We start from the raw sequence: 25,476 nt of genomic DNA on the forward strand, positions 1-25,476 counted from the left end.
GGAGCCTTGCCCGATCCACCCGTCACCCCGGACGTGTTCCGGGGGCCACCGTGCCGCAAGCCTGTCGCTAGAGCCTCCAGCCGCGCGCCTCGCCGCGGGGTGGACCCCGGAACGAGTCCGGGGTGACGATGGCGTTTTGGCGGGGTGGCGCGCGCTCACTGGCGCGCAGTCCCGCGCTGCGCTAGCCTCGCCCAAAGCATTGGGAGAGCAGGCATGTGCGACGAACTCACCGTCAAGGACAACGCCCGGCTGACGCGGCGGCAGCTCGGGCTGGCCGCCGGGGCAGTGGGCGCGGCGATGGTGCTGCCGGCCCCCGCCGACGCCAAGCCGGTCGCCGGGCGCGATGTCGTCATCACCACGCCCGACGGGCAGTGCGACGCCTATTTCACCGCGCCGCGCGCGGGCAGACATCCCGCCGTGCTGATGTGGCCCGACATCATGGGGCTGCGGCCGGCGTTCCGCACGATGGCGGACCGGCTGGCGCAGTCGGGCTATGCGGTGCTCGTCGTCAACCAATTCTACCGTTCGGCCAAGGCGCCGATCGTTAAGCCGGGCGAGTCGTTCGACCAGCCCGCGGTGCGCGACCGGATCATGCCATGGCGCGCCGCGCTGACCGCGGCGGCGACGACCAGCGACGCGCGGGTGTTTCTCGCCTTCCTCGACCTCCAGAAGGAGGTCGATACGAAGAGGGGCGTCGGCAGCGCGGGTTATTGTATGGGCGGGCCGATGGTGCTGCGCACCGCCGCGGCACAGCCGAAGAGGGTGCATGCCGGCGCGTCCTTCCACGGCGCGGGGCTGGTCAGCGATGCGCCCGACAGCCCGCACACGCTCGTGCCGCAGCTTGCGGGCGGATATCTGATCGCGATCGCCAGCAACGACGATGCGCGCAGCCCGAACGACAAGGTGGCGCTGCGCGAGGCGTTCGCCGCGGCGAAGCGGCCGGCGGAGATCGAGGTCTATGCCGATGCGATGCACGGCTGGTGCGTGATCGACAGCAAGGTCTACAACCGTCCGCAGGCCGAGCGTGCCTGGGGGCGGATGCTCGACCTGTTCGCGAAGAATCTCTGACGGGAGCATGCGTGATGGCCGAGGTGACCTTCTATACCAATCCGCAGTCGCGCGGGCGGATCGGACGCTGGATGCTCGAGGAGGCGGGCGTCGATTATGACACAGTGGTGCTCGATTACGCCTCGACGATGAAGCAGGAGCCGTATCTGTCGGTCAATCCGATGGCGAAGGTGCCGTCGATCGTCCACCGCGGCATGACGGTGACCGAATGCGCGGCGATCTGCGCCTATTGCGCCGAGGCGTTTCCGGCGGCGGGGCTGGCGCCGCGCGACGATGAACGGGCGGATTATTACCGCTGGATGTTCTTCGCGGCGGGACCGGTGGAAGCGGCGCTCACCAACCGGTCGCTCGGCGTCGTGCCGAGCGAGGCGCAGCAGCGGATGGTCGGCTATGGCGATTACGAGCGCGTCGTCGGCGTGCTGGAGCAGGCGGTGGCGGCGCATCCGTTCATCACGGGCGAGCGGTTCACCGCGGCGGACGTCTATGTCGGGGCGCAGGTGATGTTCGGGTTGCAGTTCGGCTCGCTGCCGAAGCATGCGGCGTTCGCGGATTACGTCGCGCGGCTGATGGCGCGCGACGGGTATCGGCGCGCGGCGGCGCTGGACGACGCGGCGATCGCGGCGGCGGCCTGAAGAGGGGCTGACGTCGCCCCGCGCACTCCGTCACCCCGCACGGGTTGCGGGTGCGGGGCGGTTTTGTTGACGCGCGCCGATTCCAATCCTGCTCCGTCATCCCGGACGTGTTCCGGGATCCACCCTGCGGCGGGGAGAGGGGCTTGAGGCGACACCATTCCCTTGCAGCCGGGTGGACCCCGGAACGAGTCCGGGGTGACGGAGCCGATGAGAAAGCCGATCGAACCTCGCCGCCTCGGCCATTTGCGACTCCCCTCCCGCGAAAGCGGGGGAGGACTTGAAGGTTAGCCGCCGATCACAGCGTTGAGGAATTCGGGGATCGGGCCGTTCCAGCCGTCGTCGGGGCCGTCGTCGCGCTCGTCGCGGCGCGGGCGGCGGCGGTCGTCGGCGGGGCGGATGTCGCGACGCGGCGGCGGTGCGAATTCCGGCTCCGGGCGGCGCTCCTGACGGGGCTGGCGGCGCGGCTGCTCGACCGGTGCGGGCGCCTCGGCAACCTCCGGCGCGGCTTCCACCACCGGCGTGCGGGCGGGGCGCTCGCGGCGGCCCTCACCGCGGCCCTCGCCACGGGTGGTGCGGTCGCGGCGACCGCGGCGCGGTTCCTCGTCCGCTGCGGCGGCGGTGGGGGCGGCGGGCGCCTCCGCCTCGGCGGCGGCGCCGAGGTCGAGCCGGTCGATCTTCTGGCCGGTCAGCTTCTCAATATTCTGGATGTTCTCGGCATCCTCGCTGGTGACCAGCGTATAGGCGATGCCGGTCGCGCCGCCGCGGCCGGTGCGGCCGATGCGGTGGACGTAATCATCGGGGTGCCACGGCGCGTCGAAGTTGAAGACGTGGCTGACGCCCTTGATGTCGAGGCCGCGCGCCGCGACGTCGGAGGCGACGAGGATGTTGATCTTTCCGTCCTTGAACAGGTCGAGCTCGGCGATTCGCTGTGCCTGTTCCATGTCGCCATGGATCTCGCCAGACTTGTAGCCGTGCTTCTTGAGGCTCTTGTTGAGCTCGCGCACCGTCGTCTTGCGGTTGCAGAAGATGATCGCGTTGCGCACCTCGTCCTGGGCGAGCAACTGGCGCAGCGCCTCGCGCTTCTTCATCGCATTGCCCGGGACTGGGACGAGGAACTGCTTGATGTTGAGGTTGGTCGAGGCGGGGCGCGACACCTCGATCATCTTGGGATTGTCGAGGAACTTGTCGGCGAGCTTCTTGATCGGCGGCGGCATCGTCGCCGAGAAGAGCAGGGTCTGGCGCTGTTTGGGCAGCTTGGTGCAGATTTCCTCGATATCGGGGATGAACCCCATGTCGAGCATCCGGTCCGCCTCGTCGATGACGAGCATCGAACAGCCGGTGAGCAGGATATTGCCGCGGCCGAACAGGTCCATGAGGCGGCCCGGCGTCGCGATCAGCACGTCGACGCCCTTTTCGAGCGCCTTGATCTGGTCGCCCATCGACACGCCGCCGATGAGGAGCGCCATCGAGAGCTTGGTGCCGGCGCCGTATTTCTCGAAATTCTCGGCGACCTGCGCGGCGAGCTCGCGCGTCGGCTCGAGGATCAGCGAGCGCGGCATGCGCGCGCGGCTGCGGCCGTGGGCGAGGATGTCGATCATCGGCAGCACGAAGGCGGCGGTCTTGCCCGTCCCCGTCTGTGCGATGCCGATCAGGTCGCGCATCATCAGCACCGAGGGGATCGCCGACGCCTGGATCGGCGTCGGCTCAGTATAGCCGGCGTCGGTGACCGCTTTGAGCAGTTCGTCGGAAAGGCCGAGGTCGGCGAAGCTCATGCCATAGGGCTCATGCAAAGGTCCGGATAAGACGGTCACGCACGCCCGCGAGGCCGTTGTGGCTGGCGCTTGCGGATTTGGCCGCAAAAGTCAAGAATTGGGTGGTGTGTCCCATGCCTCCCGCGCTGGCAAAGGGGCGCGCATAAGGCTGCGACGATGAGGCTCGATCGGTTTCCTTCCCCTATCCGTCACCCCGGACTCGTTCCGGGGTCCACTCTGCGGCGAGGCGAAAGGCTTGAGGCGGCACCGTTCGCCTGCGGCCCGGTGGACCCCGGAACAAATCCGGGGTGACGGGGTGGGCTTGGCATGCGGGCCGGCTCACACGAACGATATCCCCGCCCGTGCGGGGGACTCGTCTACTTCGCCGGGACCAGCGTCTTGAACGTGGCGATGCCGCAACTCGCGCCGGAGCGCATGCGGATCACGTCGCGGCCGCCGCAGACCTGGCCGTCAACGGCGGGGCGCAGGTAGAAGCCCTCGTAATAATCGAGCGGGCCGCAATCCTTGTCGAGCCGTGCGCGCAGCCGCTTGCCGCCGCTCATCACCAGATCGACCGCGCCGGGCACCTGAATCAATGCGCCGCCCAGATCGGCGGCGGCGACGCATTTCGGCCCCTTCTTCTCCTTGTAGCGGGTCGGCGAGGGGATCGGCGCACGGCGCGCCGGCGCCATCCGCGGCAGCCGGATGATGACGCGTTCGTGGATCGTCATCTGCGCCAGCACCGTGCCGTCGAGCGGCGGCGCAGCGCCAGCGTCGCGCGACGCGGCGATCGGCGCCGCGACGGCGAGCAGCAGGATGGGAAGCGCGGGATGCAGCATGTCAGGCGTCGCCCCTTAGCCCGGATCGTTGAACGGGCGATGAACTTGGCCTAGCGGACGCGGCATGACACCTGCGCAGACCGCCGTGCTCGACGCGCTCGCTCCCGTGCTCGGGCGCAAGGGGATCGTCACCGATCCCGATGCCATCGCGCCCTGGCTGATCGACTGGCGGCGGCGCTTCCATGGCGCCGCGCCCGCGATCCTCGCGCCGGGATCGACCGCCGAGGTCGCCGCGGTGGTCGCCGCCGCCGCGCAGCATCGCGTGCCGCTGGTGCCGCAGGGGGGCAACAGCTCGATGGTCGGCGGTGCGACGCCGCCGGCGGACGGATCGGCGCTGATCCTGTCGCTGCGCCGCATGACCGCGATCCGGCGCGTCGATGCCGCGGCGGGCCTCGCCGTGGCGGAGGCGGGGGTGATCCTGTCCGACCTGCACGATGCCGCGCTCGCCGTCGATCGGCGCTTCCCGCTGACGCTCGGCGCCAAGGGCAATGCGACGATCGGCGGGCTGGTGTCGACCAACGCCGGTGGCACGCAGGTGCTGCGCTTCGGATCGATGCGCGGGCTGGTCGCCGGCGTCGAGGTCGTGCTCGCCGACGGCAGCATGCACGACGGGCTGGCGCCGCTGAAGAAGGACAATCGCGGCTACGACCTGACGCAATTGCTGGTCGGGGCGGAGGGGACGCTGGGCGTCGTCACCGCGGCGACGCTGCGGCTGGTGCCGGTGCCGGCGGTGCGCTCGACCGCCTGGGCAGCGGTGCGCGATCCACAGGCGGCGCTGACGCTGCTGCGCCAATTCCAGGAGGCGACCGAGGCGCTGGAGAGTTTCGAGATCCTGCCGCGCGAGTCGCTTGCCGCGGTGCTCGCCTATGTGCCGAGCCTGCGCGCGCCGGTGACGGCGGAGGCCGCTTGGCATCTGCTGATCGAACACACCGACCCGGCGGGCGATGCGCTGATGGAGCGGCTGCTCGGTGCGGCGCTCGAAGACGGGCTGATCGCCGATGCGACGATCGCCGCGACTGCAGCGCAGGCGGCGGACTTCTGGCGCATTCGCGAATCGATCTCCGATTCGGAGCGCGCGCTGGGGCCGGCGTCGCAGCACGACCTGTCGGTGCCGGTCGACACGATGCCGCGCTTCATGATCGAGGCGGCGGCGGCGTGCGAGGCGCGCTTTCCCGGCTGTCACGCGAGCGGCTTCGGCCATCTCGGCGACGGCAACATCCATTTCCATGTCCGCAGCCCGGCAGGCACCGATCCGGCGCATTGGTATGCCGAGCAAGTGCCGGTGGTGACACGGTTCGTCGACGATCTGGTGATCGCGGCGGGCGGCTCGATCGCGGCCGAGCACGGGATCGGGCAGATGAAGCGCGACGAGCTGGAGCGGCTGTCGTCGCCGGCGCGGCTGACCGCGCTGCGCGCGGTGAAGGCGGCGATGGACCCGCTCGGCATCCTCAACCCGGGCAAGCTCGTGGCGCTTGCACCCTCGGCTGCGGCCCAATAGAGCAGCCGCAGCGAGCGGCTGTGCCGCAAACTATCCACCACGGAGAGAGTTCCCATGGCCAGTGCGCCGCTTCCTTTGTTCTACAACGGCCTCGAGCCGCTCTCGAGCGAGACGCATGCCAATTGGCGCATCCGCCAGCAGGACAGCGCGCCGTTCCTCGTCGGCCAGCACGCCATTCCGATCACCACCGACGAATTCCCGCTGGTGCAGCGTCACATGCCGATCGTCTTCTCGGTCGGTGACGATGCCATCCCGCTCGCGCTGATGGGCCTCAACGAGGGCGTCAACGTCTTCATGGGCGACGACGGCAAGCTGACCGAGACCAATTTCTACGTGCCGGCCTATGTCCGCCGCTATCCCTATATGCTCGCGCGGCTGCGTCCGGACGCCGAGGAGCTGTCGCTGTGCTTCGACCCGACCTCGGAAGCGCTCGGTGCCTATGACGACGGCGAGCCGCTGTTCGAGAACGGCCAGCCGAGCCAGGTGACCAAGGCGATCCTCGACTTCGCCGAGCAGTTCGAACAGGCCGGCGCACGCACGCAGGCGTTCATGAACGAGCTGCGCGAGCAGGAGCTGCTGATGGACGGCGAGGTCACCATCCAGGTCGACGAAAACCAGCCGCCGTTCGTCTATCGCGGCTTCCAGATGATCAACGAAGAGAAGCTGGCCGGCCTGCGCGGCGACCAGCTGCGCAAGATGTCGCAGTCGGGCATGCTGCCACTGCTCTACGCGCACCTCTTCTCGCTGTCGCTGATGCGCGAGATTTTCGGCCGCCAGGCGCAGCAGAACAAGGTGCCGCAGCCGCAGCTCGGCTGATCCACAGGCTCGGATCGATCGCACGGGCGGGATCGCATGACGCGAGTCCCGCCCGTGTCGTGTCCGGGGCATGGGACTTGATGCATAAGCAGGCTGGCTGGCTTGCGACCAGCCTGTTCCACAGTCCCTGCCGTCACCCCGGACTGGTTCCGGGGTCCACCCTGCGGCGGGGGGAGCCGCTCAAGGCGGCACTGGTCGCCCGTGGCTCGCTGGACCGCGGACCGCGTCCGGCGTGACGGGCGTCCTGGCATTGCTCCGGCTCCAACAATCCTCCGCCCTCGCCATGGCTTGACCCCCGGCGGGCGCGGGTGGAGTGTCGCGCCGGCAGCAAGGGGTGATGCGATGACCGACCGAAGCGGCGAACGCTATTCGCGGGTGGCGATCGCCTTCCACTGGACGATCGCGGCACTGGTCGTCTTCAACCTGATCATCGGCATCGGCCATGAGGCGGTCCCGGTGCTGCGCCGGCTGATGGGCGCGCATATGGCGATCGGCATCGCCGTGCTCGTGCTGACCGCCGGCCGCGTCGCCTGGCGGCTGACGCATCGTCCGCCTGCGCTGCCCGCCGGCACGCCCGGTTGGGAAAAGGGGCTGGCGCATGCCACGCACCTCACGCTCTATCTGCTGATGATCGCGATGCCGCTGTCCGGCTGGCTGATGGTGTCCGGCCCCGGGCCCGGACCGCGGCAACCGCTGAGCTGGTTCGGCCTGTTCGACGTGCCGCTGCTGCCGGTCGGCAGCGGTGCTGCGGACCTCGGCCATGACGCGCACGGCCTGCTCGGCTGGCTGATGGCGGCGCTGGTCGTGCTGCACGTCGCCGCGGCGTTGCGCCACCATCTGCTGCTGCGCGATTCGGTCCTGGTGCGGATCGCGCCGGTGCTCGGTAAGTAAACGATCTCGCCGGAAAAAAAGAACGGCTGGCGGGGCGGGGGTTGAACCAATCGGGCGCTCGACTATTTTATGAAAGTACGGCGCTCGTGTCCCCCCTTTCGCGGGCCCGTATGACACACTTTCAGTGTGTCTCCTCCCTGAACCTTGGCCACTCCGTGCTTCATGCACGGGGTGGTTTTTTTATGTCATTCCGCGGCGAGCGCGATCGGGTCGCCGGCGAGCGCCTCGTCCGCGCTTGCCGCGATCATCCGCCCGAGCAGCGCGGCGACATCGGCCAGCCCGGGGCCGGGGCGATCGAGCGCGGCATCGAGATAGAGCGTGCGGTCGAACTCGATCTGGATGGCGTGGATGCCGCGGGCCGGGGCGGCGTGGCGTTCGAGGATATAGCCGCCGGCATAGGGCGTGTTGAGCGCGGCGCGGACGCCGGCGCGCGCCGCCTCCGCCTCCAGCCGCGCGACGAAGCGCGGCGCCGCCGCCTGGCCGAACCGGTCGCCGAACACGATGCGGGCGTGGTCGCCGAGCGGCGGCATCGAATGCACGTCGAGCAGCACCGCGACGCCGAAGCGCGCCTGCGCCGCGGCGAGCGCGGCGGCGAGCGCGGCGTGATAGGGGCGGTGATCCTGCGCGATGCGCGCCGCGATCTCGATCGCGCTGAACCGGCGCCGCCACAGGTCGCCCGCCGCCCCGGCGCGGCGCGGCACCAGCCCCAGCCCGCTGCGCACCTTGGCCGACGGCATCGGCTGGCTGTGCGGGCGGACGCCGTCGTCGACGCGCGGGTCGCGGTCTGATTCGCTGCGGTTGAGGTCGATCCAGGCGCGGGCGCGCCGCTGGAGCAGCATCGTCTCCAGCCGGCGGGCGGCAAGCGCGACGTGATCGATATACCGATCCTCGAGCACCGGCAGCACGGTCGCCGGCACGCGCAACGCGCCGAGCAGCGCCGCGGGATAGTCGCGACCGGCGTGCGGCACCGAGAGGACCACCGGGCTGAGCGGCGCGCCGTCGCGGTCGATCCCGCCGATCGTGTCGAACGATGCGTCCATCTATGGCACGTCCTACCGCGTTCCCGCGTTCGGCGCGCTGGAAATCTTCACATCTGCGGATCATAGCACCAGCGCGCGAATGGAGACCGACAAGGCGATGATCCGAATCCTGCTGGCCGAAGACGATCAAGTCATGCGCGAATATCTGACCCGCGCGCTGGAGCGCGCCGGCTATGCCGTGGCGGCGGTCGATCGCGGCACGGCGGCGATGCCGCTGCTCGAAACCGAATCGTTCGACCTACTGCTCACCGACATCGTCATGCCGGAGATGGACGGCATCGAGCTCGCCCGCCGCGCCGCCGAGCTGGTGCCGGGGCTGCGCGTGATGTTCATCACCGGCTTCGCCGCGGTGACGCTGAAGGCCGGGCGCGAGATGCCCAATGCGCGCGTGCTGTCCAAACCCTTCCATTTGCGCGACCTCGTCGCCGAGGTGGATCGCGTTTTCGAGACGGGAAGTGCCACCGGATTGAATTGACCGCTTGCCAGCCCGGAAAAGCCCGGCTAATGGGCCACCTCCGGCGGGCGTGTAGCTCAGTGGTAGAGCACTGTGTTGACATCGCAGGGGTCGCAAGTTCAATCCTTGCCACGCCCACCATCGAAAACCCCGCTAGGCCAATGGCTTAGCGGGGTTTTTGCTTTTTCGGGGCTGACCCTAAGGCACCTCGGCTGCGGTAAAACCGCGGTAAGGCACATGAATGGGCTGCACCACGCCGGTGCCGACTGCCACCGTCGGATCCACGCGGGATTAAAGTATCAACGGCTTCGGCGGGACATGTGTCAGCCGCGGGCTTGCGGCGTAGCAGGGAGCGCTCCAGGCGCGCCTTCCATGCTTCGTAGATCGCAGGTTCGTGCCGCGACACCGTGCTCGACGTCCTTTCGACGAGAAGACGGATCACTCAAACGGGTTTCGTGCACCCCTAGGCTGGCCAGCGCCACATTGCATGGTCGGGCGGTCGCCGGGTCGCGACGTTCAACCTGGGCGCCCGTCCTATGCCAAATCGGTGCCACCACCCCGGGGGCGTCGAGGATCGTCGCGACGCTCGATGCTCGGCGGATCCATTCTAGCGTCCGGTCGGCAAGGATTTCCCGATGCGGCTGCATAGTCCCGCTACGACGTCGTAGCCTCGCATGCCCAACCGCATTTCATGCCATTCCATTTCGCCAGGCGGAGCCTTGCGGAGCTGGAGGGTCGATCCGTCGGGGCGGACGACGCGGTAGGCCATCATGCGCATCCGTGGCGTCCGGCAGTCCGCCTCCATATGGGCGTCGGTTTGCTGCGCCGCCGTGTTCAAGCCCTTCAGCTCGACGTTGACGAACCTGACCCAGGCGGTGACGACATCACCCCTGCGGGTGGCGGATGCGCGATCGTAGAAGCCGCCTTCCGGTGTCCGCTGGATCGGAAATGGCTGCCAGTCTGTGATCCGGGAGAACGGCGGTACCGGCAGCGTCTGAAGGATGACGGTTAGGAGGATCACGACATCACCTCGATCATGTAGTCCTTCAACTCGGCGCGCTGACGTCGCAGCATCCGGATTCGCCGGAAGCGAAGGATGGGTAGTGACGCGAGGGCGGCCGTCATCGTCAGGCCGAGGAAGGGGCGGGGCGATAGAGTCTGTCCTGCCATCAGGACGGTGGCGATCATGAGGGCGCCGTGCATCCTCGTGAAGGATGCGGCCTCGATGAAGCCCGAAGGGCCAAGCAGAACCATCGCGTTCTGACGGCCGGTGAGGTTCGTGGCGGCGATGATCCTGCCGTTCACTTGATCCAGGCGAACGATGCCGTCCTGTAGGACGGAGATGTCGGAGGGCAGCTCCTGGGTCGAATGGCGCCCGCTCTCGTCTTCGAGGACGACGCTGACCACGCCCCGATGCGTCGTGTCGATGAAGCCGCCACCTCCGGTGACGAAACCGTTGCCATCGCTGGAGAGGCCGAGAACGCCGGCGGTGCGGCCGAAGGTGGTCGCATGCTGCTGGTATCCTGGGGATCGCAGCCGCCTGCGACAGCCAAGCGGCGATCCGACCTCTAAAGCATGGCTGACGTCGTTGAGGTCGAGTGGGTCCTGTCTGCGCCTTGTTCGGTCGAATGGTGGCATACCTTCGCGAAGTCTCTTATAGGTCCGATCGGGGTTCTTTTGCTGACATGATGAATATGAGCGAATGGGAAGAGCGGCGGCTGGAGGCACTGAGCCGCTACGATGTGCTGGACTCGCCGCGGGAGCCGACCTTCGACGAAATAACGGAGCTGGCGGCCAGCCTCTGCGACGTTCCGATCGCGGTCGTCAATCTGATCGGAGACCGGCGGCAGTTCTTCAAGGCCGAGGTGGGCCTCGGCGTTCGCGAAACTCCGTTGGACAGCTCCTTCTGTGCCAAGGCAATCCTGGAAGAGGATTTTCTCCTCGTTCCCGACGCGGCCGCGGATCCGAGGTTCGAATGCAATCCGCTTGTCGTGGGCGAGCCGCACATCCGCTTCTATGCCGGAGCGCTCCTGAAGAGCGGTGACGGCTTCCCGATCGGAACGCTTTGCGTGCTTGACCACCGACCGCGGCAGTTGACCGATCTGCAGCAGCGGACGCTGGCCGTGCTCGCCCGGCAGGTCATGGCCCAGCTGGAGCTCCGGAGAGCGGTTGAAGAGCGGGATTGCAGGTTTGAAGCTGCATCCGCAAGCGAACGACGCCTTCGCCTCATCCTCGACAGTGCGCGTGATTACGCCATCATCGCCACGGATGGGGAGCGCCGGATCACGAGTTGGTCGGCTGGTGCGTACGCGACGTTCGGTTGGTCTCAGGAGGAGGCGATAGGCCGCTCGCTTGACGACATATTCACGCCCGAGGATCGCGCTGCAGGCGTTCCTTTGGAGGAGGCTCGAGAGGCGCTGGCAGAAGGTTGCGCCGCGGACGTCCGCTGGCACGTGCGCGCGGATGGTTCACGCGTGTTCATGAACGGATCGACCCACCCGATCGCCGCCGAGGGCGATCTTCCCGCGGGCTTTCTGAAGATCGCCCGTGACGAGACGGAGCAGCGCCAGCGGGCGGAGGAACTCGAACGTACCCGGGCGGAGCTCGTCAACAGTGAGACGCGATTCCGCAACATGGCCGACAGCACGCCGGTGATGATGTGGGTGACTGAACCGAATGGCTACTGCACCTATCTGAATCGAAGCTGGTACGAATTCACGGGTCAGAGTGAGGCGGACGCGCTCGGATTTGGCTGGCTAGACGCGACTCACCCGGACGACAGGGCTGCAGCCGAACGCGCCTTCATCGATTCGAACTTGGCCCAGTCGCCGTTCAAGGCGGAGTATCGGCTGCGTCGGGCAGACGGTGCATATCGCTGGGCCATAGATGCGGCGAACCCCCGTTTCGGTCCCGACGGCGCATACTTGGGGTACGTGGGCTTCGTCGTCGACATAGATGAGCGACGCGAGGCGGAGGAGGCCATCAGGCGCGCCAACACGCTGTTGGAAGCCGTGATGGAAGCCGTCCCTGGCGTCGTGTACGCGAAGGACGTGGCCGGACGGATGCTCGCCGCCAACCGCGGAACGATCGAGCTCGTGGGGAGACCAAAGTCCGAGATCATAGGTCGGACCGATGCCGAATTCCTGAATGACATGGCGGAAGCCGAGGCCGTCATGGCCAACGACGCCCGCATCATGGCGGAGGATCGCGTCGAGATGATCGAGGAGGCGGTCAGTCGACCCGACGGCAGCCGCGCGACCTGGCTGTCTACCAAGGCGCCGTTTCGTGACGCGAACGGCGTGATAGTGGGGCTCGTCGGTTCATCCATAGACATCTCGGAGCGGAAGGAGGCCGAGGAACGTCTGCGTGAAAGCGAGGCGAGGCTCTCCGAGGAGCGGACCCGCCTGGCGACGCTCATCGAAAGCCTGCCCGTCGGTGTCTGCTTCCTCACCCCGGCAGGCGACGTCCTCCTGTCGAACCCGGCGTACCAGCGCTTTCTGCCGGATGGGATCCTGCCCTCGCGTCTGCCTGATGTCGATCGGCAGTGGGTGAGCTGGAACGAACGCGGCCAACCGCTTCCGCGCTCCCAATATCCGGGAGCGCGTGCTCTTCGCGGGGAGGCGACTGCCGGCACCGAGTTCCTTCACCGCACGTCCGATGGCGATACGTGGCTCCGGGTCAGCGGTGTTCCCTTGGCCGGCGAGGGCGGCACGCTTGCCGCCGCAATCCTCGTGGTGATCGACATAACCGCTCAGAAGCGGGCGCAGCTGGCCCTTACACGACTGAACGATACGTTGGAGACGCAGGTTGCGGAGCGCACGGCGGACCGCGACCGCATGTGGCGCCTGTCGACCGACCTCATGTTGGTCGCCCGTTTCGACGCCACCATCACAGCGGTCAATCCGGCCTGGGCGACGCTTCTCGGGTGGTCCGAGGACGATCTGATCGGCAGAGCGTTCCTGGACCTCGTTCATCCCGACGATCGTGAGAGCACTCTCGATGAGGTCGCGGCCTTGTCCGACGGGCTGACGACGCTGCGTTTCGAGAACCGCTATCGGCATAAGGACGGTTCATACCGTCATCTCTCCTGGACGGCGGTGCCGGACCAGAGCTTCATCCATGCCGTCGCCCGCGATGTCGAGGGAGAACGGAAGGCGCAGGCTGAACTGGAGCAGGCGCAGGAGCAGCTTCGGCAGGCGCAGAAGATGGAGGCGGTGGGGCAGCTGACCGGCGGTATCGCCCATGACTTCAACAATCTGCTGACTGGGGTCATCGGATCGCTTGACATGATGCAGCGGCGCATTGCCCAAGGCGAGACCGACCGGATCGAGCGGTATGCAACCGCTGCCGTAACCTCCGCCAACCGGGCCGCCGCTCTGACACATAGGCTTCTAGCCTTTTCACGTCGTCAGCCGCTGGATCCCAAGCCCACCAACGCGAACAGGCTCGTCACGGGCATGGAGGAACTCCTCCGTCGTACCATCGGTGAGGGCGTGCGATTGGAAATCGTCACGGCCGGGGGGCTCTGGCAGACCCTTTGCGATCCCCACCAGCTCGAAAGCGCTGTGCTCAATCTGGCGATCAACGCGCGTGATGCCATGCCTGGAGGCGGTACGCTCACCATCGAGACCTGCAACGCTCATCTCGATGACGCCTATTCCGCGCGGCAATCAGAGGTGAAGGCGGGTCAGTACGTATGCGTGTGCGTGACGGATACCGGTGTGGGAATGACCGCCGACACGATCCAGAAGGCGTTCGAGCCTTTCTTCACCACGAAGCCGATGGGCCAGGGGACGGGGCTCGGATTATCGATGATCTACGGCTTTGCACGCCAGTCGGAAGGTTACGCGAAGATCTACTCGGAGGTCGGCAAGGGGACGACGTTCAAGCTCTACCTGCCCCGTCATTACGGCGAAGGCGACGTTAGCGAGGTTCTGCCGGTATGCCTCGGGGACGAGCACAGGGCCGAGCACGGTGAGGTTGTGCTGGTGGTCGAGGACGAGACGGCGGTGCGCGCTCTGGTCGTCGATGTGCTGGAGGAGCTTGGCTATCGTGCCCTCGAAGCGGTGGATGGACCATCAGGGCTGAAGCTACTGGAGTCGGACGTTCGCATCGATCTGCTCGTCACGGACATCGGCCTGCCGGGCTTGAACGGCCGACAGTTGGCCGACTTCGCGCGGGAGCGACGCCGAGACCTGAACATCCTCTTCATGACGGGTTACGCCGAGAACGCCGCGATCGCGAACGGCTTCCTCGAACCAGGCATGGAGATGATCACCAAGCCGTTCGCGATCGACGCGCTTGCCGCCCGGATCCGGACCATACTCGAAGCTCGTCGCGCCTGATCCGCACCGGCGCGTGTCGTGTGCCATGTTTGCCGCCGTGCCGAAGGTGATCGAGCATTTAGACCAAGACGGGTCCCTGATCATTGTCCGGGGTCGCGTGACTGGCTCATCAGGCGCTGCAGGGGAGAACCGGATCGGCACATCGTGTAATCGAGCCCGGACCGGTCGTCAGACGAACCTCGGGAACACCCCCCCCCGGGGGGACGAATTGCCTTGTCGGTCGCGGCGGGGTCGTCCCTGGGCGTGCCCATGATCGACGTCGCACGACGAGGTGGGCATCGTACCCGCCAGCTCGCGCACGCCTGACGTCCGACACGGCGGCTCGAACCGGGGTCTAGGCCGCCTTGGTCGATCCTCCGAGTTCGGCCAGCAGTTCGTCCCGTGGCACCGGCTTGCCGTACAGATACCCCTGCACGACGTTGCATCCGCAAGCCAGGATCATTGCGCGCTGCTCCTCGGTCTCGACGCCTTCGGCTATGACCTCGAGACCGAGACCGTGAGCCAAGGACGCGAGCGTTGTGACGATGGTCGCGTCGGCATGATCGTGACAGATGTCTTGTATGAAGCTGCGATCGATCTTGATCCGCGACAGGGGGTACCGCTTCAACATGCTCAGGGATGCGTACCCAGTGCCGAAATCGTCGAAAGCGATCCCTACGCCCAGCGACCGCAATTGGACAAGGGGCTGCAGCATGGTCTCGTCGTGGCGCAGGATTATGTTCTCAGTGATCTCCAGCTCCAAGGCTTCGGGGGGAAGTGCATGGCTTTCAAGGCACCGGAGAACGTCTTCACCGATGTTGCCCGCCCGGAACTGTGCTCCGAAGAGGTTCACTCCAACCACGAGGTCGGACCAACGACCACGAAGAATCGCGACGTCCGCGCAGGCTCTATCCAGCACCCAGCGTCCCATCTCGGCGGCCAGCAGGCTTGATTCGATCGAGGTGAGAAAGCGATCGGGGGTGAGCAGCCCTTCGCAGGGATGATCCCAACGCAGCAGGGCTTCGACGCCCTGGATAGAGCCGTCGGTAAGACGGACCTGCGGTTGATAGAAGAGCTTGAATTCGCCCCGATCGAGCCCGCCTCGTATCTCACCTTCGAAAGCCCGGCGATGACGCGCCGCCTCGCGCAGCGCCGGTCGGAAGAAGCGATGACAGCTTCGTCCCTCCGCCTTGGCCTGGTACATCGCGAGATCCGCCGCTGCGAGCAGATCCTCGCCATGGCTGCCGTGATCGGGAAACAGGGCGATACCGATGCTGGCACCGACGTGGACCGTTTCGCCATCTATCAAGACGGGGTGCGCCAGTTGTTCGATCAGCCGGTCGGCGAAAGCGGCCACGGCGTCCAGCCTCGGTCGCGTGGACATGACTATGGCGAATTCGTCCCCAGCGACCCGGACGACGGTGTCGGTCGGCAGCGCCGCGTATTCGAGTCGAGACGCCACCTCGCGGAGCAGTGAGTCACCGGAAGTGTGGCCAAGCGTGTCGTTGATGAGCTTGAAGCCGTCCAGATCGATCATGAGCACCGCCGCAGCTTCCCCAGCCACCGTGCAGTCCGATATGCGGCTCATCAGGACGGTGCGGTTTGGAAGCCCGGTGAGGCTGTCACGATGCGCGAGATCGAAGAGCCTCAGTTCGTTTCGGCGGCGCTCGCTCATGTCTCTGACGATTGCGCCGAAGCTGGAACCGGAACCTTCCCGCCACATCGAGAGGGAAAGTTCGATCGGAATTTCGATGCCATCCTTTCGAACCGCATCCAACTGGACGGTAGTGCCCACCAGGCGGGTTTCTCCGCCGGCGGCCACACGGGCGAACCCGCCGTTGTGTCCAGCACGCATGCGCGGCGGAACGATGAGGGAGATGTCCGCGCCAACGGCCTCGGTAGCGGTGTAGCCGAACAGTCGCTCCGCGGCTCCATTCCAGAAGGTGATGATGCCGCGGCCGTCGGCGCACATGATGCCGTCGGGAGAGGTTGCCGCTATATGCTCGAAGCGGGAACGGTCCTCCCGTCCACTGGCAGCAAGCCGTCGCACCTCCAACCTGTCGAGGACGATGGCGGCGAGGGTGCGAAGGTGCTCCTGGTCGTCCGCCGTGAAGCGGGACCGCGGCCGGGAGTCGATGATGCACAAGGTTCCGATCGCGTGTCCCGATGGTGATCGGAGGGGTACGCCGGCGTAGAAGCGGATGTTCGGCGTTCCGGTGACGAGCGGATTGCCGACGAAGCGGATGTCCAGCAATGCATCGGGGATGACCAGCATCTCCTCCGCGGGAAGGGTAATCGCATGTGCGCAGAAGGAGGCCTCTCGGCTCGTCTCGCATACCTCTATGCCGACATGGGCCTTGAAGACCTGGCGATCACGCTCGACAACCGACACCAGCGCGATCTGGACGTCGAAAGTACGTACGGCAAGCTGCACTATGTCCTGAACATCGACCAAAGGATCGTCCGACATCAGGTGATACTCCGCCAGCGCGGCGAGGCGGGCGTCTTCGTTGAAGAGATGAGGGGCAGATTGCATAAGGTCGGTATCCTCGGTCGGACGCTTACCTCGGGGAACGTTAAGGATTGCCTAGGTGCACGGACGATTCCCAGAAATTCCAAGTGCTTGAACCAGACGGGCGCGCGTTTCATTCTGATCGAAACCGCGTCACGTAAAACCGGGTAATCGCTACGCACTTGAGTGACGGCGCTGTCACCCAGCCGACATGATGCGGCGACAAGCGTTTTCGGCGCTGGCCGGCTATTCTATGGCGGACCGGCGTTCAAATCGCTGCCGGTGCCAGCCCCCCCGGTATCGACGAGATGATGCCCGTGTGCCCGCGGCGTACGATGCCTACGCGGCTGTTTCGCAGACCTGTTGCCAAGCTCCTACGCTGCAATCAATGCTGCGGTGGGCATTGCGTCAAGCCCATCCCCGGTGATGGGCTTATCTCTGGATGTTGGTCTTCGGTCGCGATGATTGGACACGAGACCTTGCATGGCGCCGCACGCCGGCCCTTCTTTGGCGAGCAGGACGAAGCGACGTGTTCTGGCGATTGAAGGCCGTCCTGACGGCTGACGCGGCATTGTCCACGAGACGACCTTATGCTCTATTGCCGCGATGCCGCAGCGCACGTTGCAACCGGAGCAGAGGCTACGCGAGCATTTGGAGGATGCACTGGCGGAGGCTGACGCGTTGGATTGGAGCGCCGTCGCCGCCCTCGTCAGCGCGGCCTTGGACGCAGCTGATAGGGGTGGGCCGGATCCACGATCGGCTCCGTCTGACCGGGCCGACTGACTTTCCGGCGCAGCGGCTGTGAGGAGGGGGTATCGGAACGTCATGCCTGAGGATCGGCGGGCCCGCTCCGCGCTGGCGGGCCCAGATCGCTCTGGATCCAACGCCCTTCGCCGATCGGGATCGGTGTTCGTGACGCCAAGCCGAGAAGCATGTTCCGTGCGTTACTACCAGATTGCTTTGCCCTTCTCTGCCCGGAGCCGTCAGTTCGTCCGGCTGCCGCCCCGGTCGAGCCATAGCGCCGCAAGCGTGCAGAGGGCGCCTGAAAGAAGGTAGGCGCCGACGGCGATTAGGCCGAAGCGGCTTGCGAGAAGCAGCGCGGCGAGAGGAGCGAAGCCGGCGCCGATGAACCATGCCGCCGTCGCGGTCGTCCCAGCCCCGGTGTACCGATGGCGGGGACTGAAGCGACCGTTCGTGACGCCTGACGACTGCCCGAACGACAGACCAAGGAGGACGAATCCGAGCACCATGTAGACCCATTCGCCCGCCGGGCCTTGGCCAAGGAGCTGCGGTGCGAACCCGCTGAACGCTCCGATCAGGACGGCGGAGACGCCCAGCAGCTTGCGGCGACCGATGAGGTCGGCGATCACGCCCGACAGCGCCACCGAGATCAGGCACACGCCGGCACCCACCAGTTCGATGAATAGGAAGCGCACAGGCGGCTCACCGGACGTCAGGACGAACCATGAGAGCGGAAAGACGGTGACGAGATGGAAGAGGGCGAAGCTTGCCAAGGGTGCGAAGGCGCCGACGGCAACGACCTTGCCTTCGTCGCGGAGCAGCTGGCCGAGCGGGGAGGGCTGCAGTTCGCGGCTTTCGTAGAGCCGTTCGAACTCCGGAGTAGAGATCAGGCGAAGGCGAGCGAAGAGCGCGACGACGTTGATGACGAAGGCCACGAAGAAGGGATAACGCCAGCCCCACTCCAGGAAGTCCGCAGACGAAAGCGTGGAAAGGAGAAACGCGAACACGGCGGTCGCCACGAGGAGGCCGATTGGTGCGCCGAGTTGGGGAATCATCGCGAACCAGCCCCGCCGATCCGAAGGCGCGTTCAGCGAGAGGAGCGATGGTAAGCCGTCCCAAGTGCCGCCCAGCGCCAGACCCTGACCGATGCGGAAGAGCGCTAGGAGCACCGCGGCTCCGCCGCCCAACTGCGCATGGCTCGGCAGGAAGGCCATCGCAGCGGTGGACCCTCCCAGAAGGAACATCGCCACCGTCAGCTTGACGCCGCGTCCATGCCGCCGGTCCAGCCACATGAACGCGAGGGCACCGAGGGGACGTGCCACGAATGCCAAGGAGAATATCGCGAAGGAGCAGAGCGTACCGGTGAGCGCGTCCAACTGCGGGAAGATCAGGGATGGGAACACCAGCACCGAAGCGATGGCATAGACGAAGAAATCGAAGAACTCCGAGGATCGACCGATGATCACGCCGACGGCGATTTCGCCGGGACGTATCTGGTGATCGCGCGCATTGATCAGCCGGGCGTCTCGCTCCAGCTGCGTTGAATTGCCTGCCTCGAGGGTCGTGGCCACCATCCGTCGTCCCTTCGTTTCCACCGCATGCCGCCGTCGCGGCTTCACGCGACGGACCGGCGAGGCGGCCAATGTCGACTTCGTCTACCCCGTGCCAAACGGCGAGACTTTGACCGTCGTCAAATGCGGACGAGGCGGGCGAGGCTATCGACCGGCCATGCGCATAGCAGGATCATTCATCGCCCGAAGGGCCTCACGCGTTTCGATCATCGCCGCAACGATGCTCCTGGGCGGTTGCGACATGGTCGTCATGAACCCCACGGGTGACATCGCCGCGCAGCAGCGGGACCTCATCCTGTTCTCGACGGGCATAATGCTCCTCGTCGTCGTGCCGGTCATGGCGATGACGGTGCTCTTTGCCTGGCGGTATCGCCGCGGAAATCGTCACAAGACGTATGATCCCGGCTTCGACCACTCGACCACGCTCGAGCTGGCGATCTGGTCGATCCCGCTGCTGATCATCATCGCTCTGAGCGCCGTCACCTGGACGAGCACGCACCTGCTCGATCCCTTTCGACCGCTCGAAAGGCTCGCGCCGGGCCGCCCGGTGCCGGCGGGCACCCGTCCGCTAGATGTGCAGGTGGTCGCGCTCGATTGGAAGTGGCTCTTCATCTATCCCGATCTCGGGATCGCCACGGTGAACGAGCTGGCGCTTCCGGTGGATGTTCCCGTCCGCTTCTCGATCACGTCGACCGGTCAGTTCAACACCTTCTACGCGCCGACGATGGCGGGAATGATCTACGCCATGCCGGGCATGCGTTCGCAGTTGAACGCCGTTCTGAACAGGCCGGGGGAGAGCTGGGGCTACTCCGGCAACTACACCGGCCGCGGCTATTCCGACATGCGCTTCAGACTGCGTGGGCTGACGCCGGGCGACTTTCGAACTTGGGTCGCGTCTGTGAAGGTGAGCGGGCGAGGCGCTCTTGCGCCAGAGAGCTACCTCGCCTTGGAGCGGCCCAGCGAGAAGGTGCCGGTGATGCACTTCGCCACCGTGTCGGCTGGGCTGTTCGATCGGGCGCTCAACGGCTGCGTCGCGCCGGGCAAGCCGTGCATGGCCGATGTCATGGCCGGCGACATGATGCGCGGCGGCGGCGACCCTGCCGACGGACGGATCGGTAGCGGGATGCCAATGGGTCGCAATACCGCTCCCGACGGCGAGAAGCCGACGCCGGCGTTGCGGAAGGCGCCGGAGGAGAAGGGGTCGGGACCCAACGTGACCAAGCCCAAGGGGTCTACCGCCCCACCGGGCGAGCGGAAGCCCGGCGATCCGCGCAACCGCGACATGTCGGCGCTCGACCCCATACTAACCCTCGGCGCATATCGTGCCGCACGGGCCTGATAGCCAGCCAAATCGGGACTAACATGACCGACAACAGCCTGCTCAAGACGATCTTCGGACGTCTGACATGGGAATCCTTCCCGATCCACGAACCGATCCTGTTCACGACCTTCGTCGTCGTATCCCTGCTCGGTCTCGGAATCGTCGGCGCGATCACGCGCTTCAGACTCTGGGGCTATCTCTGGAAGGAGTGGTTCACGAGCGTCGATCACAAGAAGGTCGGCGTCATGTACATCATACTGGCGATCATCATGCTGCTGCGCGGTTTCTCCGACGCGCTGATGATGCGTGCGCAGCAAGCGGTCGCCTTCGGGGCCAACCCCGGGTACCTCCCGCCCCACCACTACGATCAGATCTTCACCGCGCATGGTACGATCATGATCTTCTTCGTCGCGATCCCGCTCGTCGTCGGCATCATCAACTTCGTCATGCCGCTGCAGATCGGCGCTCGCGACGTCGCGTTCCCCTTCCTCAACAACCTCAGCTTCTGGCTGACCGCAGCCGGTGCGATCCTCACCATGGTGTCGCTGTTCGTGGGCGAGTTCGCGCGCACGGGATGGCTTGGTTACGCGCCGTTGTCGGAGCTGGCGTACAGTCCGGACACCGGCGTCGATTACTATCTGTGGTCCCTCCAGATCGCGGGGGTCGGCACCACGCTGTCGGCGATCAACATGGTGGCCACCATCGTGAAGATGCGTGCGCCCGGCATGACGATGATGAAGATGCCGGTGTTCTGCTGGACCGCCCTCTGCTCGAACGTGCTGGCCATCGCCATCTTCCCGGCGCTGACCGCCGCCTTCTTCCTGCTGATGCTGGACCGCTACGTCGGGACCAACTTCTTCACCAACGAGCTCGGCGGTGCGCCGATGATGTACTGGAACATGGTGTGGATATGGGGGCACCCAGAAGTCTACGTCCTGGTCCTGCCGGCCTTCGGCATATATTCGGAGATCACGGCCACCTTCTCGGGCAAGCCCCTCTTCGGCTACTCATCGATGGTCTACGCCACGGTCGTCATCACGATCCTGTCGTACCTTGTCTGGCTCCACCACTTCTTCACCATGGGGGCGGGACCAAGCGTCAACAGCTTCTTCGGCATCGCAACGATGGTGATCGCTATCCCGACCGGCGCCAAGATCTTCAACTGGCTCTTCACGATGTACAAGGGCGACATCCGCTTCGAGTTGCCGATGATGTGGGTCGTTGCGTTCATGCTGACGTTCACCGTCGGTGGCATGACGGGGGTTCTGCTCGCCATCCCGCCGGCCGACTTCGTGCTGCATAATTCGCTGTTCCTGGTCGCGCACTTCCACAACACCATCATCGGGGGCGTCGTCTTCGGCCTGTTCGCGGGCATGGTCTACTGGTTCCCAAAGGCGTTCGGCTTCAAGCTCGATGAGTTCTGGGGCAAGGTCGCGTTCTGGGGGTGGGTCGCCGGCTACTGGATCGCGTGGACCCCGATCTACATCGTTGGTCTGATGGGCACCACGCGTCGGGTGAACCACTTCGACGACCCCTCGCTCCAGCCCTATTTCATCGTGGCGGCGATTGGCGCCGTCGTCATCCTGGTCGGGATCCTCGGCTTCGTGATGAGCATCGTCATGGGCTTCGTGAAGCGTCACGAGCTGGCTGACACGACCGGCGATCCTTGGGGCGGGCGAACGCTGGAGTGGTCTACGACCTCACCGCCGCCTGCGTACAATTTCGCCTTCACGCCGGTCGTTCACGATCTCGACGCATGGTACGACATGAAGCAGCGCGGCTACGAGCGTCCTGCCGCGGGATTCCGCCCGGTGCACATGCCGCGCAACACCGGTGCCGGCGTTATCCTGTCGGGCCTCGCGCTCGCCCTCGGTTTCTCGATGGTCTGGTACATCTGGTGGTCGGCCGCGCTTTGCTTCGTCGGACTCGTCGTGGTCGCTGTTGGACACACGTTCAACATGAAGCGTGACTACTTCATTCCGGCCGACGACGTCGAGCGGACCGAAGCCAAGCGTCTGCCGTTCGCCGAGGGGATCTGACATGAATGATCAAGCCCTACAGCCGGGCGTCGGCCCGGCCACGACTTGGCACCTCGCTGAAGAGGAGGATCACGACCACGGGGGCAATGGCGCCACCCTGCTCGGTTTCTGGATCTACCTGATGAGCGACGCGCTCATCTTCGCCTCGCTTTTCGCGATGTACGGCGTCGTGAGTACCGGATATGCGGGGGGCCCGGTACCGCGCGAGATCTTCGACCTGAAGCTCGTCGCGATCAACACCGCCTTCCTCCTCGCCTCGTCGATCACCTTCGGGCAGGCGATGCCCCACATGGAGGCTGGGCGGGTCGGGGCGACCCGCCTTTGGCTTGCCGTCACCGGACTGCTCGGCGCGGCGTTTCTCGCCATCGAGTTCTACGAGTTCGCGCACCTGATCGCGGAGGGGGCGGGGCCTCAGCGTAGCGCCTTCCTGTCGGCGTTCTTTACGCTCGTCGGGACACATGGCGCACACGTCGCCGTCGGTCTCATATGGATTGGCACCATGCTCGTCCAGATCGGCAGACACGGGCTCAGCCTGCCGATTAAACGCCGGCTCATGTGCCTCTCGATGTTCTGGCACTTCCTCGACATCATCTGGATCGGTGTCTTCACCTTCGTCTATCTGTATGGAGTTCTCCGTTGAGCACCTCCCTTGATCCCGCGTTGCACGCGCATGACGGGCCCCACGGACATGGCAGTCGGCCCGGCTACAGGATCGGCACGATCCTATCGATACTCTTGACGATCATACCGTTCTGGTTGGTGATCTCGGGAGTGCTGCATGACACACAGACGACCGCGCTGCTGATATTCGCCATGGCGATGATCCAGATCGTGGTGCACGTCGTATGCTTCCTGCACGTCGATACGCGCTCGGAGGGTGGCTGGACGCTTCTCGCCTTCCTCTTCACGGCGGTCATCGTCGTGCTCACCATCGGCGGGTCGGTCTGGGTGATGTATCACCTCAACACGAACATGATGCCGATGCATGGAGGCGCGGTGGGGGCCGTACGTTAGGCGGAGACATTGGTTGAGGCACTCCGCACCTCGTCACTTCTGTAGCGGATGTGAAGTCCGCCCATTCAGCCGTCTGGGTGCCGTCTGACGTCCGTACCCACCCGGAGCGGACCTTGATCCCAGGGACTGCTGGGACGTTGGACGGAGGATCGCCGATATCGAGCTGTCTCCTTCATCGAAGCGAGCGGTCGTGTGTCGCCACCTCGTCGCCCTATCGCGCGAGCGTTGCATATGAATGCGGATGCAGGTGGGCGCTCGGCCGTTGCTGCCATCGTCCCGTGCCGGGGATCATCCACTTCTTGAGGATACCTGGCGGAGCTGCGGGGTTCGGCGGCCTCGGCGGCGCAATCGCAGTGGTCGCTCGGCGCGGTGAGATCGTGGATGCCGAGTGGGCCGTTTCATAGGGCGTTCCGTATCCCCCGCAAAATCCGTTACCCGACGGGGCGGGGCGGCCTCCCGCACGTTGTGTCGTCATAGCTCGCCGCGCCGAATAGCGATTTCGCTAGGCGCGGTGTGCCGAATATCGCGTGAAGGGGAGATGCAATGCGTCCAAGGATCGTGATCGTCGGTGCCGGGTTTGGCGGGATGGCGGCCGCGAAGGCGCTTCGTGGAACGGTTGCGGATGTGATCGTAATCGATCGCACCAACCACCATCTCTTCCAACCGCTGCTCTACCAGGTCGCGACTGCCGCGCTTTCTCCAGCGGACATTGCAACGGCCAGCCGCGTCCTGCTTCGAGGCAACGCCTCGACGACCGTCCTGATGGCCGATGTCACAGGCGTGGATGCCGGGTCCCGAAACGTCCTTCTCTCGGATGGCCGCGCGGTGGCTTACGACTATTTGGTGCTGGCGACAGGGGCGGCCTACAGCTTCTTCGGGCACGACGAATGGGCCGCGCACGCGCAGGCGCTCAAGACGCTGGAGGATGCATTATCGATTCGCGAGAAGCTGCTTGCGGCGTTCGAGCGCGCGGAACAGTGCGACGATCCCGAGACGGTCCGGCAACTGTTGACGTTCGTCGTTGTCGGCGGAGGGGCGACAGGGGTGGAACTGGCAGGCACCATTGCGGAACTGGCGAGAACCACCCTTGCTCGGGACTTCAGGCGCATCGATCCCAAATCTGCGCGCATCGTTCTGTGCGAGGCCGGCGCCCATGTCCTGAGCACATTCCCGGGTCGACTGCCAGAGTACGCGACCGACGCGCTTCGGTCGCTTGGCGTCGACGTTCGGCTCGGCCAGGCCGTTACCCAAGTCGATACGGGCGGGATCGTGCTAGGTGACGAGCGGATAGCGGCTGAAACGGTTCTGTGGTGCGCGGGTACGCAGGCCCGGCCCGCGGCGCAATGGCTTGGATCCGACGCGGCCGAAAATGGTGCCGTCGAGGTGGCGGGCGATTGCTCCGTGCCCGGTCGACCGGGTGTGTACGCCATCGGTGATGTCGCCAGCTTTCGCACCGAAGAGGGCAGGCCGCTACCAGGCCTTGCTCCCGTCGCGAAGCAGCAGGGCCGTTACGTCGGCAAGCTGATCGCCGCCCGTATCGGCGGCCACGCGGCGCCGCCGTCGTTCCGGTACCGAAATCTGGGAACGATGGCGGTGATAGGGCGGTCCCGGGCGGTGGCGGATTTCGGAAGCTTCCAACTCAAGGGCCTCTTCGCGTGGGTGGCATGGTCGATGGTGCATCTGATGCTCCTCGTCGATTTCCGAAGCAGGCTCATGGTCTACGCAAATTGGTCTTGGGCATGGTTTACCTATGGTCGGGGTGCTCGGCTTCTGACTGGCCGGGGTGCCTTGATGCATCGACCTTCAGAATTTTCTGATGGCGAACAATGACCCTCCATTATAGAGGCGGCCTTTTCAAGATATTTATGTCTTGCTGGATTGGCTGCTCACGGTTCAAGCGTTTTTACACTCACTGAATGGTACATCGATGCATTAACGTCCACCGTTTGTTCTTGTTGTCGACCG

The 25,476-nt window shown here is 65.7% G+C and carries 19 protein-coding genes and 1 tRNA gene; 13 read left to right on the forward strand and 7 right to left on the reverse strand.

Annotation, left to right across the window (positions count from 1 at the left end):
- The first annotated feature begins 213 nt into the window (after positions 1-213).
- Together HD841_RS03820 and HD841_RS03825 are read left to right on the forward strand one after the other, a co-directional pair.
- A complete protein-coding gene (locus HD841_RS03820) occupies positions 214-1,068 on the forward strand; it encodes a dienelactone hydrolase family protein (RefSeq protein ID WP_179507535.1) in 855 nt (284 codons plus the stop codon).
- A 14-nt stretch (positions 1,069-1,082) separates the two neighbouring features.
- A complete protein-coding gene (locus HD841_RS03825; protein ID WP_179507536.1) occupies positions 1,083-1,700 on the forward strand; it encodes a glutathione S-transferase family protein in 618 nt (205 codons plus the stop codon).
- Between the two features lie 284 nt (positions 1,701-1,984).
- Here HD841_RS03825 and HD841_RS03830 read toward each other — a convergent pair whose 3' ends face one another.
- Together HD841_RS03830 and HD841_RS03835 are read right to left on the reverse strand one after the other, a co-directional pair.
- Positions 1,985-3,472, reverse strand: a complete 1,488-nt coding sequence (locus HD841_RS03830; protein WP_179507537.1) for a DEAD/DEAH box helicase — start codon at positions 3,470-3,472, stop codon at positions 1,985-1,987.
- 356 nt (positions 3,473-3,828) lie between these two features.
- Positions 3,829-4,290, reverse strand: coding sequence for a hypothetical protein (locus HD841_RS03835; RefSeq protein WP_179507538.1), 462 nt, complete (start codon positions 4,288-4,290; stop codon positions 3,829-3,831).
- Between the two features lie 64 nt (positions 4,291-4,354).
- On the opposite strand from HD841_RS03835, the gene HD841_RS03840 reads away from it, so the two are divergent.
- From HD841_RS03840 to HD841_RS03850, 3 genes are all read left to right on the forward strand, one after another.
- Positions 4,355-5,788: an FAD-binding oxidoreductase gene (locus HD841_RS03840; protein WP_179507539.1), complete on the forward strand. Its 1,434-nt coding sequence runs from the start codon at positions 4,355-4,357 to the stop codon at positions 5,786-5,788.
- Between the two features lie 54 nt (positions 5,789-5,842).
- A complete protein-coding gene (locus HD841_RS03845; protein WP_179507540.1) occupies positions 5,843-6,604 on the forward strand; it encodes a SapC family protein in 762 nt (253 codons plus the stop codon).
- Positions 6,605-6,946: 342 nt separating this feature from the next.
- On the forward strand, positions 6,947-7,495 hold the full coding sequence (locus HD841_RS03850; protein ID WP_179507541.1) for a cytochrome b: 549 nt from the start codon (positions 6,947-6,949) through the stop codon (positions 7,493-7,495).
- Between the two features lie 185 nt (positions 7,496-7,680).
- Here HD841_RS03850 and HD841_RS03855 read toward each other — a convergent pair whose 3' ends face one another.
- A complete protein-coding gene (locus HD841_RS03855; RefSeq protein WP_179507542.1) occupies positions 7,681-8,535 on the reverse strand; it encodes an N-formylglutamate amidohydrolase in 855 nt (284 codons plus the stop codon).
- A 97-nt stretch (positions 8,536-8,632) separates the two neighbouring features.
- Here HD841_RS03855 and cpdR point away from each other — a divergent pair, with 97 nt between their 5' ends.
- Positions 8,633-9,010, forward strand: coding sequence for a cell cycle two-component system response regulator CpdR (gene cpdR, locus HD841_RS03860; protein ID WP_179508085.1), 378 nt, complete (start codon positions 8,633-8,635; stop codon positions 9,008-9,010).
- A gap of 45 nt (positions 9,011-9,055) precedes the next feature.
- Positions 9,056-9,130: transfer RNA gene (locus HD841_RS03865), tRNA-Val, on the forward strand.
- Between the two features lie 466 nt (positions 9,131-9,596).
- On the opposite strand, the gene HD841_RS03870 is transcribed toward HD841_RS03865, so the two are convergent.
- Together HD841_RS03870 and HD841_RS03875 are read right to left on the reverse strand one after the other, a co-directional pair.
- Positions 9,597-10,010: a hypothetical protein gene (locus HD841_RS03870; protein WP_179507543.1), complete on the reverse strand. Its 414-nt coding sequence runs from the start codon at positions 10,008-10,010 to the stop codon at positions 9,597-9,599.
- Positions 10,007-10,627, reverse strand: a complete 621-nt coding sequence (locus tag HD841_RS03875; RefSeq protein ID WP_179507544.1) for a hypothetical protein — start codon at positions 10,625-10,627, stop codon at positions 10,007-10,009. Before HD841_RS03875 ends, HD841_RS03870 begins: the two co-directional genes overlap by 4 nt.
- A gap of 56 nt (positions 10,628-10,683) precedes the next feature.
- Between HD841_RS03875 and HD841_RS03880 the strand changes: the two genes are divergently transcribed.
- Positions 10,684-14,334, forward strand: a complete 3,651-nt coding sequence (locus HD841_RS03880) for a PAS domain S-box protein (RefSeq protein ID WP_179507545.1) — start codon at positions 10,684-10,686, stop codon at positions 14,332-14,334.
- 334 nt (positions 14,335-14,668) lie between these two features.
- On the opposite strand, the gene HD841_RS03885 is transcribed toward HD841_RS03880, so the two are convergent.
- Both HD841_RS03885 and HD841_RS03890 read right to left on the reverse strand, forming a co-directional pair.
- Positions 14,669-16,849 carry a putative bifunctional diguanylate cyclase/phosphodiesterase gene (locus tag HD841_RS03885; protein ID WP_179507546.1) on the reverse strand — a complete coding sequence of 727 codons (2,181 nt, stop codon included), beginning with the start codon at positions 16,847-16,849 and terminating at the stop codon, positions 14,669-14,671.
- A 959-nt stretch (positions 16,850-17,808) separates the two neighbouring features.
- On the reverse strand, positions 17,809-19,140 hold the full coding sequence (locus tag HD841_RS03890; protein ID WP_179507547.1) for an MFS transporter: 1,332 nt from the start codon (positions 19,138-19,140) through the stop codon (positions 17,809-17,811).
- On the opposite strand from HD841_RS03890, the gene cyoA reads away from it, so the two are divergent.
- The 5 genes from cyoA to HD841_RS03915 all read left to right on the forward strand — a co-directional run bounded on the left by cyoA (position 19,130) and on the right by HD841_RS03915 (position 25,341).
- Positions 19,130-20,476 carry a ubiquinol oxidase subunit II gene (gene cyoA / locus HD841_RS03895; protein WP_373562920.1) on the forward strand — a complete coding sequence of 449 codons (1,347 nt, stop codon included), beginning with the start codon at positions 19,130-19,132 and terminating at the stop codon, positions 20,474-20,476. The two genes, HD841_RS03890 and cyoA, sit on opposite strands and share 11 nt — an antisense overlap.
- Positions 20,477-20,499: 23 nt before the next feature.
- Positions 20,500-22,497, forward strand: a complete 1,998-nt coding sequence (cyoB, locus tag HD841_RS03900; protein ID WP_179507548.1) for a cytochrome o ubiquinol oxidase subunit I — start codon at positions 20,500-20,502, stop codon at positions 22,495-22,497.
- Between the two features lies 1 nt (position 22,498).
- Positions 22,499-23,137 carry a cytochrome o ubiquinol oxidase subunit III gene (gene cyoC, locus HD841_RS03905; protein ID WP_179507549.1) on the forward strand — a complete coding sequence of 213 codons (639 nt, stop codon included), beginning with the start codon at positions 22,499-22,501 and terminating at the stop codon, positions 23,135-23,137.
- Positions 23,134-23,511: a cytochrome o ubiquinol oxidase subunit IV gene (gene cyoD, locus HD841_RS03910; RefSeq protein WP_179507550.1), complete on the forward strand. Its 378-nt coding sequence runs from the start codon at positions 23,134-23,136 to the stop codon at positions 23,509-23,511. The genes cyoC and cyoD overlap by 4 nt, the downstream gene beginning before the upstream one ends.
- A gap of 543 nt (positions 23,512-24,054) precedes the next feature.
- The gene (locus tag HD841_RS03915; protein ID WP_179507551.1) at positions 24,055-25,341 is read left to right on the forward strand and encodes an NAD(P)/FAD-dependent oxidoreductase; all 1,287 of its coding nucleotides are present in this window, start codon (positions 24,055-24,057) and stop codon (positions 25,339-25,341) included.
- Positions 25,342-25,476: the final 135 nt, after the last annotated feature.

Origin of the sequence: Sphingomonas melonis, from assembly GCF_013409985.1 — a bacterium.
In the GTDB taxonomy this organism is placed as follows: domain Bacteria; phylum Pseudomonadota; class Alphaproteobacteria; order Sphingomonadales; family Sphingomonadaceae; genus Sphingomonas; species Sphingomonas melonis_A.

Excerpts from the sequence above, each read along its gene's own strand:
- HD841_RS03820 (WP_179507535.1), top strand. The coding sequence starts at position 214 with ATGTGCGACGAACTCACCGTCAAGGACAACGCCCGGCTGACGCGGCGG.
- HD841_RS03825 (WP_179507536.1), top strand. The coding sequence starts at position 1,083 with ATGGCCGAGGTGACCTTCTATACCAATCCGCAGTCGCGCGGGCGGATC.
- HD841_RS03830 (WP_179507537.1), bottom strand. The coding sequence starts at position 3,472 with ATGAGCTTCGCCGACCTCGGCCTTTCCGACGAACTGCTCAAAGCGGTC.
- HD841_RS03835 (WP_179507538.1), bottom strand. The coding sequence starts at position 4,290 with ATGCTGCATCCCGCGCTTCCCATCCTGCTGCTCGCCGTCGCGGCGCCG.
- HD841_RS03840 (WP_179507539.1), top strand. The coding sequence starts at position 4,355 with ATGACACCTGCGCAGACCGCCGTGCTCGACGCGCTCGCTCCCGTGCTC.
- HD841_RS03845 (WP_179507540.1), top strand. The coding sequence starts at position 5,843 with ATGGCCAGTGCGCCGCTTCCTTTGTTCTACAACGGCCTCGAGCCGCTC.
- HD841_RS03850 (WP_179507541.1), top strand. The coding sequence starts at position 6,947 with ATGACCGACCGAAGCGGCGAACGCTATTCGCGGGTGGCGATCGCCTTC.
- HD841_RS03855 (WP_179507542.1), bottom strand. The coding sequence starts at position 8,535 with ATGGACGCATCGTTCGACACGATCGGCGGGATCGACCGCGACGGCGCG.
- cpdR (WP_179508085.1), top strand. The coding sequence starts at position 8,633 with ATGATCCGAATCCTGCTGGCCGAAGACGATCAAGTCATGCGCGAATAT.
- HD841_RS03875 (WP_179507544.1), bottom strand. The coding sequence starts at position 10,627 with ATGCCACCATTCGACCGAACAAGGCGCAGACAGGACCCACTCGACCTC.
- HD841_RS03880 (WP_179507545.1), top strand. The coding sequence starts at position 10,684 with ATGAGCGAATGGGAAGAGCGGCGGCTGGAGGCACTGAGCCGCTACGAT.
- HD841_RS03885 (WP_179507546.1), bottom strand. The coding sequence starts at position 16,849 with ATGCAATCTGCCCCTCATCTCTTCAACGAAGACGCCCGCCTCGCCGCG.
- HD841_RS03890 (WP_179507547.1), bottom strand. The coding sequence starts at position 19,140 with ATGGTGGCCACGACCCTCGAGGCAGGCAATTCAACGCAGCTGGAGCGA.
- cyoB (WP_179507548.1), top strand. The coding sequence starts at position 20,500 with ATGACCGACAACAGCCTGCTCAAGACGATCTTCGGACGTCTGACATGG.
- cyoC (WP_179507549.1), top strand. The coding sequence starts at position 22,499 with ATGAATGATCAAGCCCTACAGCCGGGCGTCGGCCCGGCCACGACTTGG.
- HD841_RS03915 (WP_179507551.1), top strand. The coding sequence starts at position 24,055 with ATGCGTCCAAGGATCGTGATCGTCGGTGCCGGGTTTGGCGGGATGGCG.